General features: G+C 59.8%; 21 protein-coding genes. 13 read left to right on the top strand and 8 right to left on the bottom strand.

All coding sequences use genetic code 11. The features are described 5' to 3' along the window. Positions 1-114: 114 nt before the first annotated feature. From rpsM to rplQ, 4 genes are all read left to right on the top strand, one after another. Positions 115-483, top strand: a complete 369-nt coding sequence (gene rpsM / locus CFBP5499_RS08845; protein WP_035263425.1) for a 30S ribosomal protein S13 — start codon at positions 115-117, stop codon at positions 481-483. Positions 484-621: 138 nt separating this feature from the next. Further along, entirely contained in the window at positions 622-1,011 is a 390-nt protein-coding gene (gene rpsK / locus CFBP5499_RS08840) for a 30S ribosomal protein S11 (RefSeq protein ID WP_003495225.1), read from the top strand. A gap of 195 nt (positions 1,012-1,206) precedes the next feature. Further along, positions 1,207-2,217: a DNA-directed RNA polymerase subunit alpha gene (locus CFBP5499_RS08835; RefSeq protein ID WP_045017096.1), complete on the top strand. Its 1,011-nt coding sequence runs from the start codon at positions 1,207-1,209 to the stop codon at positions 2,215-2,217. Positions 2,218-2,396: 179 nt separating this feature from the next. Further along, positions 2,397-2,822 (top strand): 50S ribosomal protein L17, encoded by a 426-nt coding sequence (gene rplQ, locus CFBP5499_RS08830; RefSeq protein WP_006313985.1) that lies wholly within the window; start codon positions 2,397-2,399, stop codon positions 2,820-2,822. Between the two features lie 81 nt (positions 2,823-2,903). On the opposite strand, the gene CFBP5499_RS08825 is transcribed toward rplQ, so the two are convergent. From CFBP5499_RS08825 to msrP, 3 genes are read right to left on the bottom strand one after another with little or no spacing between them, the layout of a single operon-like run. After that, on the bottom strand, positions 2,904-3,224 hold the full coding sequence (locus CFBP5499_RS08825; RefSeq protein WP_080824800.1) for a hypothetical protein: 321 nt from the start codon (positions 3,222-3,224) through the stop codon (positions 2,904-2,906). Next, positions 3,221-3,886, bottom strand: a complete 666-nt coding sequence (msrQ, locus tag CFBP5499_RS08820) for a protein-methionine-sulfoxide reductase heme-binding subunit MsrQ (protein WP_080824801.1) — start codon at positions 3,884-3,886, stop codon at positions 3,221-3,223. The genes CFBP5499_RS08825 and msrQ overlap by 4 nt, the downstream gene beginning before the upstream one ends. Positions 3,887-3,888: 2 nt before the next feature. After that, positions 3,889-4,830, bottom strand: coding sequence for a protein-methionine-sulfoxide reductase catalytic subunit MsrP (msrP, locus tag CFBP5499_RS08815; RefSeq protein WP_080824802.1), 942 nt, complete (start codon positions 4,828-4,830; stop codon positions 3,889-3,891). A 311-nt stretch (positions 4,831-5,141) separates the two neighbouring features. Here msrP and ilvD point away from each other — a divergent pair, with 311 nt between their 5' ends. Both ilvD and CFBP5499_RS08805 read left to right on the top strand, forming a co-directional pair. Then, positions 5,142-6,977: a dihydroxy-acid dehydratase gene (gene ilvD, locus CFBP5499_RS08810; protein ID WP_080824803.1), complete on the top strand. Its 1,836-nt coding sequence runs from the start codon at positions 5,142-5,144 to the stop codon at positions 6,975-6,977. Between the two features lie 436 nt (positions 6,978-7,413). Further along, entirely contained in the window at positions 7,414-8,415 is a 1,002-nt protein-coding gene (locus CFBP5499_RS08805; RefSeq protein WP_080827275.1) for a serine hydrolase domain-containing protein, read from the top strand. Between the two features lie 16 nt (positions 8,416-8,431). Here CFBP5499_RS08805 and CFBP5499_RS08800 read toward each other — a convergent pair whose 3' ends face one another. Next, positions 8,432-8,782, bottom strand: coding sequence for a lysozyme inhibitor LprI family protein (locus CFBP5499_RS08800; RefSeq protein WP_080824804.1), 351 nt, complete (start codon positions 8,780-8,782; stop codon positions 8,432-8,434). Positions 8,783-8,954: 172 nt separating this feature from the next. Here CFBP5499_RS08800 and CFBP5499_RS08795 point away from each other — a divergent pair, with 172 nt between their 5' ends. Both CFBP5499_RS08795 and CFBP5499_RS08790 read left to right on the top strand, forming a co-directional pair. Continuing rightward, entirely contained in the window at positions 8,955-10,361 is a 1,407-nt protein-coding gene (locus CFBP5499_RS08795) for a DegQ family serine endoprotease (RefSeq protein ID WP_080824805.1), read from the top strand. Beyond that, entirely contained in the window at positions 10,358-11,674 is a 1,317-nt protein-coding gene (locus tag CFBP5499_RS08790; RefSeq protein WP_080824806.1) for a replication-associated recombination protein A, read from the top strand. Before CFBP5499_RS08795 ends, CFBP5499_RS08790 begins: the two co-directional genes overlap by 4 nt. A gap of 104 nt (positions 11,675-11,778) precedes the next feature. Here the strand turns inward: CFBP5499_RS08790 and CFBP5499_RS08785 are convergent, their stop codons facing one another. Beyond that, positions 11,779-12,093, bottom strand: a complete 315-nt coding sequence (locus tag CFBP5499_RS08785; RefSeq protein WP_080824807.1) for a DUF1883 domain-containing protein — start codon at positions 12,091-12,093, stop codon at positions 11,779-11,781. A gap of 241 nt (positions 12,094-12,334) precedes the next feature. Between CFBP5499_RS08785 and CFBP5499_RS08780 the strand changes: the two genes are divergently transcribed. The 5 genes from CFBP5499_RS08780 (at position 12,335) to CFBP5499_RS08755 (ending at position 18,729) form a co-directional block, all read left to right on the top strand. Then, positions 12,335-14,149, top strand: coding sequence for a methyl-accepting chemotaxis protein (locus CFBP5499_RS08780; protein WP_080824808.1), 1,815 nt, complete (start codon positions 12,335-12,337; stop codon positions 14,147-14,149). Between the two features lie 177 nt (positions 14,150-14,326). Then, entirely contained in the window at positions 14,327-15,625 is a 1,299-nt protein-coding gene (locus CFBP5499_RS08775) for an extensin family protein (RefSeq protein WP_130932426.1), read from the top strand. Between the two features lie 493 nt (positions 15,626-16,118). Beyond that, positions 16,119-16,940, top strand: a complete 822-nt coding sequence (locus CFBP5499_RS08765; RefSeq protein ID WP_080824809.1) for a sulfite exporter TauE/SafE family protein — start codon at positions 16,119-16,121, stop codon at positions 16,938-16,940. Positions 16,941-17,044: 104 nt separating this feature from the next. Continuing rightward, positions 17,045-17,971, top strand: a complete 927-nt coding sequence (locus CFBP5499_RS08760) for an ABC transporter ATP-binding protein (RefSeq protein WP_080824810.1) — start codon at positions 17,045-17,047, stop codon at positions 17,969-17,971. Beyond that, positions 17,968-18,729 (top strand): ABC transporter permease, encoded by a 762-nt coding sequence (locus CFBP5499_RS08755; RefSeq protein ID WP_080824811.1) that lies wholly within the window; start codon positions 17,968-17,970, stop codon positions 18,727-18,729. Before CFBP5499_RS08760 ends, CFBP5499_RS08755 begins: the two co-directional genes overlap by 4 nt. 151 nt (positions 18,730-18,880) lie before the next feature. Here the strand turns inward: CFBP5499_RS08755 and CFBP5499_RS08750 are convergent, their stop codons facing one another. The 3 genes from CFBP5499_RS08750 to CFBP5499_RS08740 are packed head-to-tail and all read right to left on the bottom strand — an operon-like array spanning position 18,881 to position 22,140. Continuing rightward, positions 18,881-19,666 carry an SDR family oxidoreductase gene (locus CFBP5499_RS08750; RefSeq protein ID WP_080824812.1) on the bottom strand — a complete coding sequence of 262 codons (786 nt, stop codon included), beginning with the start codon at positions 19,664-19,666 and terminating at the stop codon, positions 18,881-18,883. 24 nt (positions 19,667-19,690) lie between these two features. Then, positions 19,691-20,650, bottom strand: coding sequence for a sugar-binding transcriptional regulator (locus CFBP5499_RS08745; RefSeq protein WP_173987186.1), 960 nt, complete (start codon positions 20,648-20,650; stop codon positions 19,691-19,693). Between the two features lie 20 nt (positions 20,651-20,670). Next, positions 20,671-22,140, bottom strand: a complete 1,470-nt coding sequence (locus CFBP5499_RS08740; RefSeq protein ID WP_080824814.1) for an FGGY family carbohydrate kinase — start codon at positions 22,138-22,140, stop codon at positions 20,671-20,673. Positions 22,141-22,212 lie beyond the last annotated feature (72 nt).

Genomic DNA, 22,212 nt, shown 5'->3' with positions numbered 1-22,212 from the left:
TCCGGGTTCGGTCGTTTTGACTTGTCACGGACACCAATTTGAACTGGCGGTCTTGCGGCCGCTCAAATGGAATCACCACTTGCCGGATGGCAACTGGAACCAAGGAGAAAAGACGTGGCACGTATCGCTGGCGTCAACATCCCGACTGCGAAGCGCGTTGTTATTGCGCTGACCTACATTCACGGGATTGGTCCGAAATTCGCGCAGGAAATCATGGACAAGGTCGGTCTTCCGGCTGAAAAGCGCGTTCATCAGCTGACGGATGCTGAAGTTCTTCAGATCCGCGAAGCCATCGACCGCGACTACCAGGTCGAAGGTGACCTGCGTCGTGAGACCTCGATGAACATCAAGCGTCTGATGGACCTCGGTTGCTACCGCGGCCTGCGTCACCGCCGTGGCCTTCCGGTCCGCGGTCAGCGCACGCACACCAACGCCCGCACCCGCAAGGGTCCGGCGAAGGCTATCGCTGGTAAGAAGAAGTAATTTTCCGGTTCTCCGGAAAGGGGAGGCTGGTGCAGTCCGCGCCAGCCTTTCTGAGTTTGGCGAAAAGCTCGGCTACGAGCTGATTGCCGGTGTAGCCGCTGGTGTTACGGCGGTGAAGAGATCAATGAAAGGTATAAAATGGCCAAGGAAGCCGCACGCGTCCGTCGTCGCGAACGCAAAAATATCACGTCTGGCGTCGCGCACGTCAACTCGACCTTCAACAACACGATGATCACCATCACCGACGCACAGGGCAATGCCATTGCCTGGTCGTCCGCTGGTGCCAAGGGCTTCAAGGGTTCGCGCAAGTCGACCCCGTTTGCTGCCCAGATCGCTGCTGAAGATTGCGCGAAGAAGGCTCAGGAACACGGCATGAAGTCGCTTGAAGTTGAAGTTTGCGGTCCGGGTTCCGGCCGTGAATCGGCACTTCGCGCTCTGCAGGCTGCCGGTTTCATGATCACCTCCATTCGCGACGTGACGCCGATCCCGCACAACGGTTGCCGTCCGCGCAAGAAGCGCCGCGTCTGACGCGACCGTGGTTCGGAAATTCCGCCTTACCTCAGGTCTGGCGGAATTTTCGTGTATCTGGCGTGTGCGCGTCGATTTCGATCGACGGACTTGCGCTCAAGAACCCACTGATGAACCACTGAATTAGGTTCCTCTCGGTGTTTTCATGCTCGGTCCGTCACGATTGGATGGTGGCGGCGAACGGAAGGTTTAAAGATGATTCAGAAGAACTGGCAGGAACTTATCAAGCCGAACAAGGTCGAGTTCACCTCGTCCAGCCGCACCAAGGCAACTCTGGTTGCCGAGCCGCTGGAGCGTGGTTTCGGTCTTACCCTCGGCAACGCGCTGCGTCGCGTTCTGTTGTCTTCCCTGCGTGGCGCCGCTGTAACGGCCGTGCAGATCGACGGTGTCCTGCATGAATTCTCCTCCATCCCCGGCGTTCGGGAAGATGTGACGGATATCGTGCTCAACATCAAGGAAATCGCCATCAAGATGGATGGCGACGATTCCAAGCGCATGGTCGTGCGCAAGCAGGGCCCTGGTGCCGTAACCGCTGGTGACATCCAGACGGTTGGCGACATCGAGATCCTGAACCCCGACCACGTAATCTGCACGCTCGACGAAGGCGCTGAAATCCGCATGGAATTCACCGTCAACAACGGCAAGGGTTACGTACCGGCTGAGCGCAACCGTGCGGAAGATGCCCCGATCGGCCTCATTCCGGTGGACAGCCTCTATTCTCCGGTCAAGAAAGTGTCCTACAAGGTGGAAAACACCCGTGAAGGCCAGGTTCTCGACTATGACAAGCTGATCATGACGATCGAGACCAACGGTTCGGTTTCCGGCGAAGACGCCGTTGCCTTCGCCGCTCGTATTCTTCAGGACCAGCTGGGCGTCTTCGTCAATTTCGACGAGCCGCAGAAGGAAGCAGAAGAAGAATCGGTTACCGAACTCGCGTTCAACCCGGCGCTTCTCAAGAAGGTCGACGAGCTCGAGCTGTCCGTTCGTTCGGCAAACTGCCTGAAGAACGACAACATCGTTTATATCGGCGACCTGATCCAGAAGACCGAAGCCGAAATGCTCCGCACGCCGAACTTTGGTCGCAAGTCGCTGAACGAAATCAAGGAAGTTCTCGCTTCCATGGGTCTGCACCTCGGCATGGAAGTGCCGGCATGGCCGCCTGAGAACATCGAAGATCTCGCCAAGCGTTACGAAGACCAGTACTGAGCAGCATGAGGAAAAGTGTGAAGCGGTTTTCCGCCCGCATGCTGCGACATAAAATAAGTCAATCAAAAAGGCAGACCCTTTAAAGACTGCCTTTCCCCGTCAAACAGCAGATAAGTCATCTGCATGTGCCAGGAAACGGCAGGCCTTAGAGAAGGCACCTGCGTAGAAGGAGAATAGCAATGCGCCACGGAAATTCAGGCCGCAAGCTCAATAGAACCGCCAGCCACCGCAAGGCAATGTTTGCCAACATGGCTGCTTCGCTCATCACCCATGAGCAGATCGTCACCACCCTTCCGAAGGCGAAGGAAATCCGTCCGATCGTCGAGCGTCTCGTGACGCTGGGCAAGCGCGGCGACCTGCACGCTCGTCGTCAGGCGATCTCGCAGATCAAGGATCAGGACGCCGTTCGCAAGCTGTTCGACGCGATCGCTTCGCGTTACGCAACCCGCAATGGCGGCTACCTGCGTATCATGAAGGCCGGTTACCGCCAGGGCGACAACGCGGCTCTCGCTGTTGTTGAATTCGTCGAGCGCGACGTTGACGCCAAGGGCGCAGCCGACAAGGCTCGCGTTGCCGCTGAAGCAGCTGCTGCCGAAGCCGCGTAAGGTCTGACGCCTTCAGGCGTCGTGAATTAAAAAGCCGGGTGAGAGATCGCCCGGCTTTTCTTTTTGCGCTGGTGTATCAATTTAAGGACGGCGACCCGGCAGATAGTGGCTGATTTGGCGGATGACGTCGACGATCGGCGCCATCAGGACGAAACGGTCCGAAGCATGATGCGCCCGCCAAAGCCTTTCAAGGTGCTCGTCTTTGATCTCGCCATTCTCTATGCGTTCGAGAAGCCTCGAGAGCGACTGGCGATGCCTCGTGTTCAAAGCGCGGGCGATGCGTGCGGGTGCGAAACCCACGCCGATTGTCATGGTGCTGAAAATCTCGGAAAGAGCCGCCTGGTCCGAGACGGAAATTTCAGCGTGGCGTGCAGTTTGATGGTTTTGGTCAGTCGGTTTCATGTCTTTGACGGGCGTTGTAACGAATTGCCTGCAGCACGTTTTTGCCGCTTGCGTTGCATGAGCGAGGGCCGCACCAGCCGATAGCCCAGCAACACCACCATCGTGCTGATATAAAACACCGGTTCCAGCGTGATCGATTTCCGCGCCAGCACGAAATGCAGCACGCCGACGATGAGGACGAGATAAACGAGCTTGTGCAGCGTGTTCCAGCGGCTGCCGAGACGGCGGATCGACCAGCGGTTGGAGGTAAGCGCCAGCGGAATGAGCATGGTAAGCCCCGCCATGCCGAACATGATATAGGGCCGCTTCAGGATATCGCCGGCGATGGAGCTGAGGATCAGGCCGCGGTCCAGCGCCAGATAGACGGTGAAATGGGCGAGCACATAATAAAAGGCGATCAGGCCCAGCGCCCGGCGATAGGCGATGAGGTTGATGTTGAAGAGATCGCGCAGGGGCGTCACCAGCAGGCCGAGGCACAAAAATCGCAGCGCCCATATGCCGAGCAGGTGTTCGAAATCCTTAACCGGATTAAAACCGAGGCTACCGGTTGCGGCGAGGTAGAAATACCAGACACCCGGACAGAGGCCGAGCACATACAGCGACCAGATGGCCGCCGGCTGGTAACGCTTGGGCAGCGACGGAAGCGACAGGGCAAAGGCCATGGTCAATAATTCGCTTTCAGATCCATGCCGGAATAGAGGTTTGCCACCTCGTCATAACCGTTGAACATCAGGGTAGGGCGGTTCTGGGTGCCGAAAAAGCCGCCTTCGCCGATGCGCTGTTCCGTCGCCTGGCTCCAGCGGGGATGGTCCACATGCGGATTGACGTTGGAATAGAAGCCATATTCGCGGGCGTTGGAGTTTTTCCAGGTCGTTTCCGGCTGCTTTTCGGTGAGCGAAATGCGGACGATGGATTTGATACCCTTGAAACCGTACTTCCACGGCACGACAAGCCGGATCGGCGCGCCGTTCTGGTTCGGCAGCGTCTCGCCATAAAGCCCGACGGCGAGGATGGTGAGCGGATGGCGCGCTTCATCGAGACGCAGGCCTTCGACATAGGGCCATGAAAGAGGCTGGAAAAGGCCGCTCTGGCCCGGCATTTCCTCTGGCCGTACGACCGTCTCGAAGGAAACGTATTTGGCGCTGCTCTGCGGCTCCACCTTGTCCAGCAGGCTCGCGAGCGGAAAACCGATCCACGGAATGACCATCGACCAGCCTTCGACGCAGCGCATGCGATAGGTGCGCTCCTCGAGTTGATATTTCATCAGCTCTTCTATGCCGAATTCCTGCGGCTTGGAGACGAGGCCGTCCACCTTCACTGTCCAGGGCGCCGGCTTGAACTTGCCGGAATTCTCCTTCGGGTCGGACTTGCCGACACCGAATTCGTAGAAATTATTGTAGCTGGTGACGGCGTCGAGCGGAGTGAGCTTTTCGTCCAGCTTATAGGCGCCGGCCTTGGCGGAGAGCGGTGCGGCAATGGCTTCGCGGCCGGCCAATCCCATGGCAGCAAAGCCTGCCGCTGTTCCGAGGAAGTTGCGTCGGGACAGATAAAAGGATTTAGGCGTTATCTCTGAAGATGCGATATGGGGCGGACGATAGGCGGGCATAAAAACCTCCACAAAAGCCGGGTGCATCGGCGATAAATCGATTATGATAGCCAATACGGTCGCTGCACAGATATGTTTCAGCGCTCTGCGGAAAAACAACGCTGAACAGGTGGTAATCGCGCATTTGTGATGGCGTGTCCTTTGCTGTGGGGCGTGAATGAAAAGCGTACCGTACCGAACCGTACTGTTTTGCCCTAAGGTGACAGTGACAGGGCTTGCGGTTTGCGCTAGAAAAACCGCAAAATAGGGCAGGAGCTGTTTTTACCGCCTTTGCGGAAACATGCTCCTGGCCAGAGATCGAGGAAAACACCATGCCAGCCTATCGCTCCAGAACGACAACCCACGGCCGCAACATGGCGGGCGCGCGCGGCCTTTGGCGCGCTACCGGCATGAAGGACAGCGATTTCGGCAAGCCGATCATCGCTGTCGTTAATTCCTTCACGCAGTTCGTGCCGGGCCATGTCCACCTGAAGGATCTCGGCCAGCTCGTCGCCCGCGAAATCGAGGCGGCAGGCGGCGTTGCCAAGGAATTCAACACGATCGCGGTCGATGATGGTATCGCCATGGGCCATGACGGCATGCTCTATTCGCTGCCGTCGCGCGAGATCATCGCGGATTCGGTGGAATATATGGTCAATGCCCATTGCGCCGACGCCATGGTTTGCATTTCCAACTGCGACAAGATCACGCCCGGCATGCTGAATGCGGCGATGCGCCTCAACATCCCCGCCGTTTTCGTGTCCGGCGGTCCGATGGAAGCGGGCAAGGTCGTTCTGCATGGCAAGACGGTCGCGCTCGATCTGGTCGATGCGATGGTGGCTGCTGCCGACGACAAGATTTCCGACGAAGACGTCAAGATCATCGAACGTTCCGCTTGCCCGACCTGCGGTTCCTGCTCCGGCATGTTCACCGCCAATTCCATGAACTGTCTGACCGAGGCGCTGGGTCTTTCTTTGCCCGGCAACGGCTCGACGCTTGCCACCCACTCGGATCGCCGGCGGCTGTTCGTCGAGGCCGGGCATCTGATCGTTGATCTGGCGCGCCGTTATTACGAGCAGGACGACGAAACCGTTCTGCCGCGCACCATCGCCAACAAGGCGGCGTTTGAGAACGCCATGTCGCTGGATATCGCCATGGGCGGCTCCACCAATACGGTGCTGCATATTCTGGCCGCAGCCCATGAGGGCGGCGTCGATTTCGGCATGGAGGATATCGACCGTCTTTCCCGCAAGGTTCCCTGCCTTTCCAAGGTCGCCCCTGCCAAGCAGGACGTGCATATGGAAGACGTTCACCGCGCCGGTGGCATCATGCGTATTCTCGGCGAGCTGGAGCGTGGCGGTCTTATCAACCGCGATACCTATACGGTGCACGAGGCGACGCTGGGCGATGCCATCGACCGCTGGGATATCACCCGCACCAATAGCGAAACGGTACGCGAATTCTTCAAGGCTGCCCCTGGCGGCGTACCGACACAGGTTGCCTTCAGCCAGTCCTCGCGTTGGGACGATCTGGATACGGACAGCGACAACGGCGTTATCCGCTCGGTTGAGAAGCCCTTCTCCAAGGATGGTGGTCTGGCCGTGCTTTACGGCAACATCGCGCTTGACGGCTGCATCGTGAAGACGGCGGGTGTCGACGAATCCATCCTGAAATTCAACGGTTCGGCAGTCGTTTACGAAAGCCAGGACGCGGCCGTGAAGGGTATTCTCGGCAATGAGGTCAAGGCGGGTGACGTCGTTGTTATTCGTTATGAAGGACCGAAGGGTGGTCCGGGCATGCAGGAAATGCTCTATCCTACCAGCTATCTGAAATCCAAGGGCCTCGGCAAAGCCTGCGCGCTCATCACAGACGGGCGTTTCTCCGGTGGCACGTCGGGCCTTTCCATCGGTCATGCCTCGCCGGAAGCGGCGCAGGGCGGAGCCATCGGCCTCGTGCGTCAGGGTGACCTGATCGAGATCGATATTCCGAACCGCACCATCAACCTCAAGGTTACGGATGCCGAACTGGCGTCGCGCCGCGCCGAGCAGGAAGAAAAGGGCTGGAAGCCCGAAGCACCGCGCAAGCGCAATGTCACGACAGCGCTGAAGGCCTATGCGGCTTTTGCGTCGAGCGCGGACAAGGGTGCGGTGCGGATCCTGCCGGAGTAAGTTGTCGCAGTGTGAGGTGGGGAGTTACTTAACCGTCCCGTTGCGCGGTGGTTGGAGCTTGCTGACCAGGATCGAAAAGCTCTCATCCGTCATGCTCGGGCTTGTCCCGAGCATCTGCAACCGACCGATACTACGCGACGTGGATAGATCCTCGGGACAGGCCCGAGGATGACGCCGAGAGCGATGTGCGATTTGCAGTCGTTCGATCAGCCGCCCTCTGGGGCGGCTTTTTGCTGTCTGAATTTGGTGTGAAGCCGAAGCTCACAAACAGATTCAATTGCCTCACAGGGTGATTCTTCAACTCCCTTCAACATTCTGTTTTTCTGCCATAAATTCGAAACTGCCAGCTTGCTGTCTTCCCACCGGGCAGTCACATTGGAGTGATGTTCACCTGCCGGGCCTTCTCCAGAACGCCGCGATGCCTAACTTCATCACCATGAAAAGACGAACCGCACTCACCCTCATCGCGTCGCTGCCTTTTGCCCGATTGGCCCAAGCGCAGGGCGCCGGCAACAACATCCGTTTCGATCCGTTGCTGAGGCAGGCGGATGCGCTTTCCAGCCTCAAGGCGGTGATCGTCAGCATCGATGGGGAAGAGGTCGCGAGCCGTGCCTATCATGGGGCCAGCCTCAATGGCTCCACGAATATCAAATCGGCGTCGAAATCGGTCATTTCGGCTCTGGTGGGCATGGCGATCGATCGCAGGATCATTGAGGGCGCAGATCAGCCGATTGCTACCATTCTTCGCGGTGATTTTCCACCTAACCCCGATCCACGACTGGAGCGGATCACCGTCGGCAATCTCCTGTCCATGCAGTCCGGTCTGGAGCGCATGTCCGGCCCGAACTATGGCCGCTGGGTTGCCAGCCGCAACTGGGTGAGAATGGCGCTGGGTTCCGGTTTTGCCGGGGAGCCCGGCGGCGGCATGCTTTATTCCACGGCCTCCACACATCTGCTCTCGGCGATATTGACGAAGGCTTCCGGCCGCTCGACGCTTTCTCTCGCCCGCGACTGGTTCCGGCCACTCGACGGATTTTCCATCGGCGGATGGGAGCGCGATCCGCAGGGCATCTATCTCGGCGGCAACCAGATGGCGATGACGGCGCGTTCCCTGTTGGCCTTCGGCGAGCTTTATCGTCTTGGCGGCGTAACGCCTGAGGGTGAGCGGCTGATCTCACAGGAATGGATCAGCCATTCCTGGCAACAGCGCACCAATTCCGTCTTCAACGGCGATGGTTACGGTTATTGTTGGTTCATCAAGGAGATGGCCGGGGAGACAGTCTATTATGCCTGGGGTTATGGCGGGCAGATGCTCTATATCGTGCCCGCCAGACGGCTTTCCGTGGTCATGACATCGCGTGAGGATGCACCTTCGGCGAGAACCGGTTATCGCGACCAGCTGCATGGTCTCATGGAGGACATTATCCGTGCGGTGTGATGGCAGGCGATAATGGTCAGAGCGGGCGGTTGATGCTTTGGAACGCTTCGCCGAGCTTCTTCATCCGTTCCTCATAGGCACCCGTCAGGCAGGCTACATCGGCTGCGCATTCCTGGCGCTTCTTCAGCCATTTGCTCTGTTCGTCGCGCAAGGTGTCGCGCGCGCCCATCGCCATCAGCTGGGTCAGAATGTCGAAGGTGGTGCCCATCTTCACATCCTGGTCGTTCAGCGCGCGGTTGTCGCAGATCGCTTTTTCATCGGCCGCCAGATCGGTCTTGGTGCAATCGAAGCTTGCGGCGCTGGCCGGTGAAACGAAGGAGGAGGCGAGAAGGATGCCACAGGCGAGGAGGCTGGGTTTCAGATGCATGGGTCGTCTCTTCTAAGGACAGTCTTGTCGGCTGAAACCAAAAAGGGGCGCTGTTGGTTCCAATTGTGCCGGCCGATCCCCACCTGGAAAAGCTTGGCCATCATCTTGCCGCTCTTTGCTTTACAGGCTTTGGCGTTATAACTCCATCATACTGATGACGATGAGGAATCACATGCGAAGCGTGTTGAAGTATCTGTCCACTGGCTTTCTCGCCGCGCTCGTTCTCTTGCCCGTGGGCGCCGGGGCGCAGGACAACAAGACCGTGCCGGCAAGCCACACGGAAATGCAGCTTTCCTTCGCGCCGCTGGTGAAGCGCACCGCAGGTGCTGTGGTGAATGTCTATGCCGAGCGTGTCGTGCAGCGGCGTGCCTCCCCCTTTGCCGGCGATCCCTTCTTCGAGCAGTTTTTCGGCCAGCAGATGCCGAACCGGACGGAAAAGCAGTCATCTCTCGGCTCGGGCGTGATCGTGACGGCAGGCGGCCTTGTGGTGACGAACAATCACGTCATCGATGGCGCTGATGATATCAAGGTGGCGCTGGCGGATGGTCGCGAGTTTTCCTCCAAGGTGCTGATGAAGGACGACCGGGTCGATCTCGCCGTGCTGCAGATCGACGCCAAGGAGCAGTTCCCGGTGCTGTCGCTTGGCGATTCCGACAAGATCGAGGTGGGTGATCTGGTGCTCGCCATCGGCAACCCCTTCGGGGTCGGCCAGACGGTGACGAGCGGCATCGTCTCCGGTCTTGCGCGCAACCAGGTGACACAGGGTGATTTCGGCTTCTTCATCCAGACAGACGCCTCCATCAACCCCGGCAATTCCGGCGGTGCGCTGATGAACATGGCGGGTGAGCTGATCGGCATCAATACCGCCATCTTTTCCAAGGGCGGCGGGTCGAACGGCATCGGTTTCGCCATCCCCGCCAATCTGGTTCGGGTGTTCGTGGCGGCCGCGGAGCGCGGCGACGCTAACTTCCAGCGGCCCTATATCGGCGCGACTTTCGATCCGGTGACGTCAGATGTCGCGGAGGCGCTCGGCCTGCATCGCGCCCGCGGTGCGCTCGTCGTCGGCGTCACCAAGGGTGGCCCGGCGGAGAAGGCCGGTATTGAGCCCGGACAGGTGGTGACTGCGGTCAATGGCCTGGACGTGGAGCATCCCGACGCGCTGGGCTATCGCCTGACGACCGCCGGCATCGGCAAATCGGCCGAGTTGACGGTGGTGGAAAAGGGTAAGGAAAAGAAGCTGACCATCGCGCTTGATACGGCACCGGAAACCGCGCCGCGTGACGAACGGCTGCTCGAAGGCCGCAATCCCTTCGCGGGTGCCACCGTTGCCAACCTCTCGCCGAAGCTTGCGGATGAATTGCGCATGCCTTCGCAGGTCACGGGCGTCGTCATCACCGATGTGAAGCGTGGTTCGCCGGCCTATCGCGTCGGTTTCCAGCCGAAAGATGTCATCCTGTCGCTGAATGGTGCGGATATCGGCTCCACCGCTGCGGTTGAAAAGGCGCTGGATGACAATCCCGGCTTCTGGCGCGTGGAAATCCTGCGTGACGGGCAGCGCATCCGGCAGTTTCTGCGATGAGTGACGATCTCTTTGCCCCGCAAGTGCCCGTGGAGGTCGCCAACCGGCGGCCTCTTGCCGATCGTCTGCGTCCGAAAACGCTGGCGGAGGTAAGCGGGCAGCCACATCTGACGGGCGAAGAGGGCGTTCTGCGCCGCATGATCGACAGCGGCTCGCTTGGATCGATGATCTTCTGGGGCCCGCCCGGTACGGGCAAGACCACGGTTGCCCGTCTGCTTTCCGGCGAGGCGGGGCTGGCCTTCGAGCAGATTTCGGCGATCTTTTCCGGTGTCGCCGATCTCAAGAAGGTTTTCGAGGCAGCGCGCGCGCGCCGGATGAATGGCCGGCAGACCCTGCTTTTTGTCGATGAGATTCACCGTTTCAACCGCGCCCAGCAGGATAGCTTTCTTCCCGTGATGGAGGATGGCACCATCATTCTCGTGGGCGCCACGACCGAAAATCCGTCCTTCGAGCTCAATGCCGCTCTTTTGTCGCGCGCGCGTGTCCTGACATTCGGTTCGCATGACGAGGATAGCCTGAGCGAGCTTCTGAAGCGCGCCGAGGAGGCAGAGGGCAAACCCCTGCCGCTGACGGAAGAGGCGCGGGCAAGCCTCGTCCGCATGGCCGATGGCGATGGCCGTGCCGTGCTGACGCTTGCCGAAGAAGTCTGGCGGGCGGCGCGCAAGGATGAGACCTTCGATACCGAAGGGCTGACCCGCATCGTGCAGCGCCGTGCCCCGGTTTACGACAAAAGCCAGGATGGCCACTACAATCTCATTTCCGCGCTGCATAAGTCCGTGCGCGGTTCGGATCCGGATGCGGCACTTTATTATCTCGCCCGCATGTTCGATGCCGGCGAGGACCCGCTTTATCTGGGGCGGCGGCTGGTGCGTATGGCGGTGGAGGATATCGGCCTTGCCGACCCGCAGGCGCTTGTCGTCTGCAATGCCGCCAAGGATGCCTATGATTATCTCGGCTCGCCGGAAGGGGAACTCGCGCTGGCACAGGCCTGCGTTTATCTCGCCACCGCGCCGAAATCCAATGCCGTCTATACCGCCTTCAAGGCGGCGATGCGGGCGGCCAAGGAGAACGGCTCGCTGGTGCCGCCGAAACATATTCTGAACGCGCCGACCAAGCTCATGAAGGGCGAGGGTTATGGCGACGGTTACCGTTATGACCATGACGAACCGGATGCCTTTTCCGGGCAGGATTATTTCCCGGAGAAAATGGGGCGCACGACCTTTTACGATCCGCCGGACAGGGGTTTCGAGCGGGAAATCCGCAAGCGCCTCGACTGGTGGGCGAAGCTGCGCCGCGAGCGGGGGTCGCGTTAGCGTTTATGGGGTTGGGCCGCATTCCCGGCGATCTTGAGAAAAAGAATCAGGTCGCTGGCAAAGTGAGTCGCGAAATCGAAGCAACTCACTGTTTTTAAAAGAAATCAGGATGCTTTGCGATGCAGCGTTGTCTGCGGCTGCGCCGGCAGCATCTTGACCGATGATTCCGCCAGACCGCTATGGCCTTCGGCATCGATGACCAGGTGCCAGTGCATGGTTTCGGGAACGGCGATGCGGATCGGCGATTTTTTGGCCACGCCACCGAGATATTTGAAGTCGAGCAATTCGGTGAAACGCTGGAAATTTGCGCCCGTCATCAGGCGGACATTGTTAATGGACGACAACGATATTTCAAGCGTGGTGCCAGCCCGCAATTCCTTCAGGTCATAATGCGTATAGCGGAAATTCGGCCGGGCCATCGCGCGCCTCCCTGTAGAGTCATTTCGGTCAAAGAGGATAGGGCGGCACGGTTAACGCTGTCTTTAAATGCTAGGTGTGGGCCTGAAATTTCATGCCTGCTGTCGCAATTCGGAATGGTGGAATGATGTTTTCATCCAGCCCCGGAATAAGACCATCGTATAACATTCTTATTTAATAATAATAAATGTCTTGCCTTTAACATCGGCTGGTCGAAGTGCATTCGGCGATGTTGGGGGGACCATGAAAAACGTAACAATATCTATGCGCCTTTATGCGCTCGTCGCATTGTTTCTGGCAATACTGGCCGGGGCTCTCACATTCAGCCTGTTTGAAAGCTATCACGAGATGGAGCGCGAGCGCAAAGCCGGGCTTGCAGCGATGAACGAGACGGCCGTCGCCATTCTCAAGCAATATTACCAGCTGGAGCAGGGCGGAAGCCTGACGCGGGAAGCGGCCCAGCAGCAGGCGAAGACAACGATCGCGGCGATGCGTTATGGCAACGGCAGCGGTTACTTCTGGATCAACGACATGCATCCCACCATGGTGATGCACCCGATCAAGCCTGAAATGAACGGCACGGACCTCACCGCCAACAAGGATCCGAACGGCAAGGCGTTGTTCGTGGAATTCGTGAATACGGTGAAGGCGGGCGGTCAGGGTTTTGTCGATTATTACTGGCCGAAGCCCGGTGCGCCGGAACCGGTCGAGAAATTTTCCCATGTCGCGGGCTTCGCCCCGTGGGGCTGGGTTGTCGGCACCGGTGTTTATGTCGATGATCTTGAAGCAACATTCTGGCGTGAGGCGTATTTTAACGGCGGCCTTTGTGTCGTGGTGGGCCTTCTGGTCGTTGCCGTCGCCGCCTTCGTGGTGCGCAGCGTGACACGGCCGATCGATCTCATCCGCCAGAGCATGAAGCGGATCGCTGATGGTGACGGCGCGGCTGAAATCCAGTTTGCCGACCGCCGCAACGAGATTGGTGCGATTGCCAAGACGCTTCTGGTGCTGCGTGACAGCGTCAATGAGCGCAGCGCGCTGCAGGCCCGCGAGGCCGATCAGCAGCGGGCGCTTGAGGAAGCGCGGCACGGCAACGAGATGGTTCTGCGGTCTGCATCCGAGCGGCAGGCGCACGCCATGGAGCGGCTGGGCCATGCGCTCGAGGCGCTTGCCAATGGCGATCTGACGGTCGAACTTGCCGATATCGGCGCGGATTACGAAAAACTGCGTGTGGATTTCAATCGTGCCGTCGGTGCGCTGCATGGCGCGATCGAGGCGATTGCGAGAACTGGCCACGTCGTTAATGACAGCGCCTCCGACATCAGCGGCGCGACCGGCAATCTCTCGCGCCGGACCGAACAGCAGGCGGCGGCGTTGGAAGAGACGGCTGCCGCTCTCGATGAAATTACCGCCACGGTGCGCACCGCCTCCGAACGGGCCAATGAAGCCCGGCAGATGGTGCAGGACACGAAAACCAGCGCCGGCCGTTCGGGTGAGATCGTCCGCAACGCGGTCGATGCCATGGGCCGCATCGAGGATTCCTCGAAACGCATCGGGCAAATCATCTCAGTCATCGACGAAATCGCTTTCCAGACCAATCTTCTGGCGCTGAATGCGGGTGTCGAGGCGGCGCGTGCGGGCGAGGCGGGGCGCGGTTTTGCCGTGGTGGCGCAGGAGGTGCGTGAACTGGCGCAACGCTCCGCCAATGCCGCCAAGGAGATCAAGACCCTTATCAACCGCTCGGCCGAGGAGGTGGGCGGCGGCGTCGCACTCGTGCGTTCCACCGGCGATGCGCTGGACGAGATCGTGGCGCTGGTCAACCGCGTCGAAGGCCATGTGAATTCCATCGCCACGGCGGCGCGGGAACAGGCAACCGGCCTGCAGGAGATCAACACCTCCGTCAACCACATGGACCAGATGACCCAGCAGAACGCCGCCATGGTGGAAGAAACGACGGCGGCCAGCCAGACGCTTGCCGAGGAAAGTCAGCAGCTGCGGTCGCTGCTTTCGCGTTTCGAACTGGCGCAGGGTGCGGGGCGCGCGGTTTCGCGGGCGGCTTGATTTTTCCGTTTGAGATAGCGGGGAGGGCGCGGCTTTGGCGGCGCCCTTTCCGTTTGAAGGGGTACGAAACAGGACCATTCGTTATTTGCCGCAACCAATAAGGTTTCATTTACCTCATTTCTTTAAAATTTGCCCTGTATTGCCGCGATTGCGGCCGCTGAAGGTACAGGTTCTCGTATGGCGTATGTTTCCCTTCCGCGTCGTCTTGTGACGTTGCTGATGATTTCCACGGTCATGGTGTCGTGTTCTGCGGAGGGTCTCGTGCCTCCGGCGGAAGTGGACGGCACCACGCGCGTCAGCGCCATCCGCTCGTCGCGGCAGCAGGGCTACAGCGCGCCGGCAGGCGCGGTCAATCAGGTCGAACGAGCCGGGCAGGGTGCCGACTATCCCTCCGCCATATCGCAGCCGATGCCGGAGCCTTACGCCTCGCAGGATCCGCTGCTGCAATCGCCGCAGGGAGCGCAGGGTTATTCGACACTCGAATCCCAGCATCAGGCGCGCATGGCGGCCAGCGGTCAGACTATCGCACCGGCGCAGACCATGCAGAGCCAGACTATGCAATCCCAGACCACGTCCGGGCAGCAGATGGCCAGCAACCAGAACGCCGAAGGTGAGGGCGGCGTGAATATGGATTCCATGCTGGGCGTGGAGCCGGTTCGTGGACTTGCCGAAGAACAGGATGCCGATATTGCCGAAGGCGCTTCGGCGCAGCCTGTGGTGGACGGCATCGGCACCGACAATCCGGTGGCCGTCTCTCCTCCTCGCCGGCAACAGAGCACCAGTCAATCGCGGCTGATACCGCCGCCACCGTCAAGCTCCTCCTCCCGCCGCCAGCCGGTGGAGGAAGTCGCCATGCTCATGCCAAACGATCCGATGGCGGGCGGCGGCATGCAGAGCAACCGGTCGATGCCGCCTGGCGTCATGCCATCCTCCGAAGTTGCCTGCCGCAGCGAATTGCGCCGCCTCGGTGTCGCCTTCCGGGACGTTGCGCGTATTGCCGATGGCCCGACCTGCGGCATCGATTACCCGATCGAACTCAGCGGGCTTGCCAGCGGCGTCGCCATTCGCCCGGCGGTGAAGCTCAATTGTCAGGTCACACTTGCCTTCGCCAAATGGGTGAAGTTCGAACTCGTACCGTCCTCGCGCTTCCGCTATCTCTCCGGCGTCGGCCGCATCACGCCGATGGGCGGTTATTCCTGCCGCAAGATGAATTCGCGTTCCAGCAATCCCTGGTCCGAACACGCCCGCGGCAATGCCATCGATATCGGCACCATCACGTTGAAGAGCGGCAAGGAAATCGACGTCCGCAGCAAGAGCTTCTTCGCCTTCCGCGAAAAGGCGCTGCTGAAGGCGGTGAGGTCCGACAGCTGCAAATATTTCTCCACCGTTCTCGGGCCGGGCAGCGATCCCAACCACTGGAACCATTTTCACTTCGATCTGCGCACCCGCAAGTCGGGTTACAGGCATTGCGACTAGGGGTGTCGGTGGAGAACAGGGTGAGGCTTGCTCGATGACAGTCGCGCTGTATTTTCGGCATTTGTTGTGGTGCCTTACGCCTGCAGCTTCCCGTCATGCCAGCCTTGAGCCGGTATCCAGCCGACGCGCGTCTGCGCGGCGAAAAGAGTCCTCCCAGCGCAAAGACTTGCGCTGACTGGATTCCGGCTCAAGGCCGGAATGACGGAAGTGATGGGGGCTTGCGTCCAAAACTCAATTCGTCGGATCGCGAGTTATTACTGCAAAAAAAGACCGGCCCGAAGGCCGGTGAAGAAGACTGCCTTATCGGGGGATATCGGCGTCTTTGCAAGGGCATGCAATGGGAAAACGATCCCACGGAGTGGTCCATCCGGCGCGGATATGCGGCAAAAGACATCGCGCCGTACTGACCTGCGGCCAACATGGCTTGCCGCGCTTTTCTGATACGCTATGAGCGTCACATGTTTGTGACAACGGTGCCCGGGAGCCCGCTTTCATGCCCCCTGTTTCAGAGATAATGGTCTTTGCCGCCGCACTTGCGGCAGCGGGTGTGGTGGCCGGACTTCTGGCGGGATTGTTCGGCATTGGCGGCGGCGCGGTGCTCGTGCCGGTCTTCTATCATGTCTTCGGGCTTCTGGACGTGCCGGAGGCGGTGCGCATGCATCTTTCACTCGGCACTTCGCTTGCCATCATCGTGCCGACCTCCATCCGTTCGTTTCTGACGCATCGCCAGAAGGGTGCGGTCGATATCGATCTGCTGAAGGGCTGGATCGTCGCCGTTCCGCTCGGCACCATCCTCGCATCCGTCGTGGCCGCCTATGCTTCCAGCGTCGCGTTGCGGCTGATCTTCGCCTTCATCGCACTTGCGCTCGCCTTCCGGATGATCGTCAACCGGGCGAGCTGGCAACTCGGCTCCGACCTGCCGAAAAACCCGGCCCGTTTTCTGGTCGGCACGGGCATCGGTCTTCTGTCCGGCCTGATGGGCGTGGGTGGCGGGGTGATGAACAATACCTTCATGACGCTTTACGGACGAACGATCCATCAGGCAGTCGCCACTTCGTCCGGCGTCGGTGTGCTGATCTCGCTGCCGGGTCTTCTGGGTTATATCTGGGCCGGCTGGGGCGATGCGGGCCTGCCGCCGTTTTCGACCGGTTTCATCAACTGGATCGCCGTGGTTCTGCTCATCCCCATCACGCTTCTCGTCGCTCCCTATGGCGCGCGGCTTGCCCATGCGCTCAGCAAAAAGCAGCTGGAGCGGGCCTTCGGCGTGTTTCTGGTCTTCGTCGCCGTGCAGTTTTTCTATAGCGTCTACGGCTGATTTTCCGTCTGTGCCGAACGCAGTGTTCAGTCCTCCGGGCTGGCTTTTGCAACCTCTGCGGCCTATATGGCGTTCATCTCACTCGATTTCCAAAAGAGTTCGTCATGAATGCCATTGTTTCGATACGGAATCTGACAAAATCCTACGCAAATGGCTTTCAGGCGCTCAAAGGTGTCAGCCTTGATATCAAAGAGGGGGAAATCCTCGCGCTTCTCGGCCCGAACGGCGCCGGCAAGACGACGCTGATTTCCATTGTCTGCGGTCTCGTCAATCCGAGTGAAGGTTTGGTGCTTGTCGGCGGCCACAATGTGGTGAAGGATTTCCGGCAGACCCGCGCACTTATCGGGCTCGTGCCTCAGGAACTGACAACGGACATGTTCGAGACCGTGTGGAATACGGTCAGTTTCTCGCGTGGCCTACACGGGCAGAAGAAGAACCCGGAACTGATTGAAAGCATTCTGAAGTCCCTGTCCTTGTGGGACAAGAAGGACAATATGCTGCGCGAACTTTCCGGCGGCATGAAGCGTCGCGTGCTGATCGCCAAGGCGCTTGCGCATGAGCCGAAGGTGCTCTTCCTCGACGAGCCGACCGCCGGCGTGGATGTGGCGCTACGTCGTGACATGTGGAATGTCGTTTCCGAGCTGCGCGCCAAAGGTGTCACCATCATCCTCACCACGCATTACATCGAGGAGGCGGAAGAAATCGCCGACCGGGTGGGTGTCATCAATGGCGGCGAATTGCTGTTGGTGGAAGAAAAGACGGCGCTGATGAAGAAGCTCGGCCGCAAGCAGCTTTTCCTCGAGCTGGCGCAGCCGGTGGAGCAACTGCCTGACAGCCTCGCGCCCTTTGCCCTGACGCTTTCGGAGGACCGCAGCACGCTCACCTATGAAATCGAGGGGAATGGCGAGCAGGGACGCATCGCCGATCTTCTGGGCGCTCTTTCCGCCGCCAACATCCATTTCAAGGATATTTCGACGCGGCAAAGCTCGCTCGAGGATATCTTCGTTTCGCTGGTGGGAGGCCAGAAATGAATTTCGAAGCCATCAAGTCCATCTACCTGTTCGAAATGGCGCGCACTCGCCGCACCCTGTTGCAGAGCGTGGTTTCGCCCGTCATTTCAACCTCGCTTTATTTCATCGTGTTCGGAACGGCGATAGGTTCGCGGATTCAGGAGGTTGGCGGGGTTTCCTACGGTGCGTTCATTACGCCCGGCCTCATCATGCTGACGCTTCTGACGCAATGTATCAGCAACGGATCCTTTGGCATCTATTTCCCCAAATTCACCGGCACGGTCTACGAGATATTGTCCGCGCCCGTGTCGATGACGGAAATCGTCGCGGGTTATGTCGGCGCGGCGGCGACCAAGGGGCTGATGATCGGCACGATCATCCTGATAACGGCGTCGTTCTTCGTGGATATCACCATCGCCCACCCGTTCATGATGGTCCTGTTCTTCGTGCTGACGGCTGTCAGTTTCAGCCTGTTCGGTTTCATCATCGGCATCTGGGCGACGAATTTCGAGCAGTTGAACCTCATTCCCATGCTGGTGGTGCCGCCGCTGACCTTCCTTGGCGGCAGCTTCTATTCCATCGACATGCTGCCGCCCTTCTGGCAGACGGTCAGCCACTTCAATCCAGTGCTTTATCTCATCAGCGGTTTCCGCTGGAGTTTTTACGAGATAGCCGACGTCAATCCCGTTATCAGTCTGGCGATGATCACGCTGTTTCTGGCGCTGTGTCTCGGTGTGCTGGGCTGGATGTTCAAGACCGGTTACAAGCTGCGCAACTGATGGTGCGGAACGCCAGCGAGCACAGCGGTCCCCTCATATGGGACGTCGTCCTCGGGCTTGTCCCGAGGATCTGCAACCGATTGATTTAATTGAACGTGTTTGGATCCTCGGGACAAGCCCGGGGAGGGAGAAGGAGAGGCTTGGCAGCCCCTCAAGACATGATCAGGCCGCCATCGACATTGATCGTCTGGCCGGTGATATAGGCCGCATCGTCGGAGGCCAGAAATGCCACCAGTGCCGCCACTTCCGCCGGCGTTCCGGCGCGACGCATGGGGATGTTGCGCACCCATTCGGCCATCAGTTCGCCGGGCTTGTATTCACCGAGCATCTGGCCCCAGACGCGGTCGTTATAGTCCCACATTTCGGTATGGATGATGCCGGGGCAAATGGCGTTGACTGTGATACCCTCAGGTGCAAGCTCCTTGGCAAGGCTTTGCGTCAGGCCGATAACGCCGAATTTGGAAGCGGCATAATGCGGGGTATAGATAAAACCCTGCCGCGCCTGTCCAGAGGCGGTGTTGACGAGGCGGCCCTTGGTGCCGCTGGCACGGAAGCGGCGGATCGCCTCCTGGCAGCAGAGGAACGCACCCTTGGTATTGACGTCGAGATTAAAATCCCACTGTTCCTGCGTCAGTTCCTCGATCTTGGAAATGGTGATGACGCCGGCATTCTGGACGGAGATGGAAAGCGGGCCGATCGCCTCTTCGGCTGCGCCATAGGCGTCGCGCACCGCTGCCGCGTCGCGCACGTCGAGGATGACGCCATGGGTGACGGTGCCGGTTTCGTCTGCCAATTTTTTGGCGGCGTCATGGGTGTCCTTGTCGATAGAGGCGATGGCGACTTTCGCGCCTTCCTCGGCAAAACGGCGAGCGATGCCGTAACCGATGCCCTTGTTGCCTCCGGTCACGAATACGGATTGACCTTCAAAGCGCCTCATGTCTCCTCCTTTATGGGATTTTGGCTATGTTTCCTGGCCGACCAGTCGTTCGGCGGTGAATTTATCGGTGACGAGCACATCGATCACACCGGTTCTCAAGGCACCGGCAATCGCCTCGGTTTTCTTCGAGCCGCCGGCCAGCGCAATGACGCGGTCGACATTGGAGAGATTTTCCAGCGGCAGGCCGATGACCCGGTCATCGAGCGGCGTTTTGACCGGTCTGCCTTGCCTGTCGAAGAACCGGAGCGAGATGTCGCCCACGGCGCCCGCCTGGGCGAGATCGGCCAATTCCTTGGCGGAAAAGATATTGCCGGAACGGGCGAGAAGTTCCGATGGCTCGACCGCGCCGACGCCGACGATGGCGAGCGTGATCGACCCGAAGAGATCGATGGTTTCGCGCACGAAGGGATCGGCGAGCATCAAGAGCTTGGCTTCCCGCGAGGTGGCGACGCCCGGCACCGGTAGCAGCTTCGGTTCGGCCTCTGTCAACCGCGCCAGCCGGGTAGTGATCTGGGTCGCATGCGTCTGCACGGAAGGATCGCCCATGCCGCCCAGTGTCTGGACGATATAGCGCGCCTTGGCGCCCTTCAGCGGGTGGATGTTTTCCACCATCTTGAAGATCGTCTGGCTCCAGCTGGAGACGCCGATGATCTCGTTCTGCGACAGCGTCACCTCAAGAAAATGCGCCGCTGCTTCGCCGATGCGGGCCATGATCGCGCCATCGCGATCCTCGCTGCAATCAACGACGATGGCTTCCGGCAGGTCGAAACGTTCGCGCAACTGCGCTTCCAGATCGCTATAGGTGCCGGGCGGCGGAATGATGCTGGTGCGGACGATGCCTTCCGCCTCGGCACGCTTCAACATGCGTGAAACGGTGGCCTGCGACAGGTTGAGATGCTGCGCGATTTCCGCCTGCCGTTTGTGCTCGCTGAAATACATCTGCGCCACGCGGGATATCATCCGAAGTTCGTTTAGCCTGCCCATAAGCCCTCCAGGGTGAATTTTTATTCACCATTACCCGAGGTTACAGGCAAGGTCGAGCGGGCAATCGCGTCGCGCCAGATGCTGAGCCGCTGGCCGCCATCACCGGCCGAAGGCGCGATGGCATTGCCCTGGTTATTCAGCGCCGCGATGGCGTCGAGATCGCTCCAGAGACCGAGTGCGAGGCCGGCCAGATAGGCAGCGCCGAGCGCCGAGGCTTCCGGTGCATCGCGCTGGATGACGGGGTGTTTCAGCGTGTCCGCTACACATTGCATCAGGAAACTACTCTGGCTGGGTCCGCCATCCACGAACAGACGTCCGAAGTCGGAAGGCGACTGCGCACGCATGGCGGCGAAGACGTCATGGACCTGAAAGGCGATGGAATCGGTCACGGCGCGGGCCATTTGGGCGCGGGTGGTGCTGAAATTGATCTGCGAAAACAGCGCGCGGGCAGTGGTATCCCAATAGGGCGCACCGAGGCCGACAAAGGCCGGCACGAAACCGGGGCCATCCGGCTCGGCCGTGGCGGCAAGCTCCACCAGGGCTGCGACATCCGGCAGGCCAAGGATTTCCGTCATCCATGGCAGCGAAGCAGCGGAAACGAGGATATTGCCCTCGAAAGCGAAGGTTGGTTTACCGCCCAGCCGCCAGGCGACCGTCGTGGTGATGCCGCGTTCCGGCGCGATGAAATGCGGAAGCGTCGTCATCACGGACGAGCCGGTGCCGAAAGTCACCTTGCCGTCGCCGGGGTTAAAAGCGCCGTGGCCGAAGAGGGCGGCGTGGCTGTCGCCGATGGCGGCAAGGATCGGCGTGCCGTCCTTGATGCCGGGAACGCCTGATGTCGTGCCGAAATCGCCGCTGCTGTCGCGCAGATCAGGCAAGGCGTTGATATCGATACCGAAGAGGTCACAAAGCTCATCGCTCCAGACTTGCCGGTTGAGATCGAGCACCTGGCTGCGGGCGGCATTGGAGACATCGCAGGCATGAACCTTGCCGCCGGTGAAGCAATGGATGAGCCAGCTATCGATGGTGCCGAGGCGAAGCTTTCGGCCTTTCGGCGCGCGCTCTAGCAACCAGCGCATTTTCGCGCCGGGGAACATCGGATCGATGGGCAGGCCGGTCAGCGCCATGACGCGCTCGGAATGTCCCTTCTGGATCAGGTCGGCGCAGTCCTGTGCGGTGCGGCGGCATTGCCAGCTGAGCACCGGGCCAAGCGGCTCGCCGGTCTCGCCGTCCCAGATCGTCACGGATTCGCGCTGGTTGGAAATGGCGATGGCGGCAACGTCGATGTCAGAGGGCGCGGCTGACAGGCAGGCGGAAATCGCTTCGCGGACCGAGGCCCAGATGCGGTTCGGCTCCTGTTCCACCCAGCCGGGCTGAGGATAGGTGATACCGACCGGCGACGATCCGCGCGCCAGCAATTCTCCGGTTTCCGAAACGAGAATGGCCTTGGAATTGGTGGTGCCCTGATCGATGGACAGAATAGCGCGCATCACTGTGTTCTCTCGTCTGCGGCGGTCATTTTCACACGGTGTTCTTTGTTTAAGAAGGTGCGTGCGTACTAA

It is taken from the genome of Agrobacterium tumefaciens (genome assembly GCF_005221325.1).
In the GTDB taxonomy this organism is placed as follows: domain Bacteria; phylum Pseudomonadota; class Alphaproteobacteria; order Rhizobiales; family Rhizobiaceae; genus Agrobacterium.
Note: the sequence above shows the minus strand (reverse complement) of the source record. Positions and strands in the feature narration are given on the sequence as shown.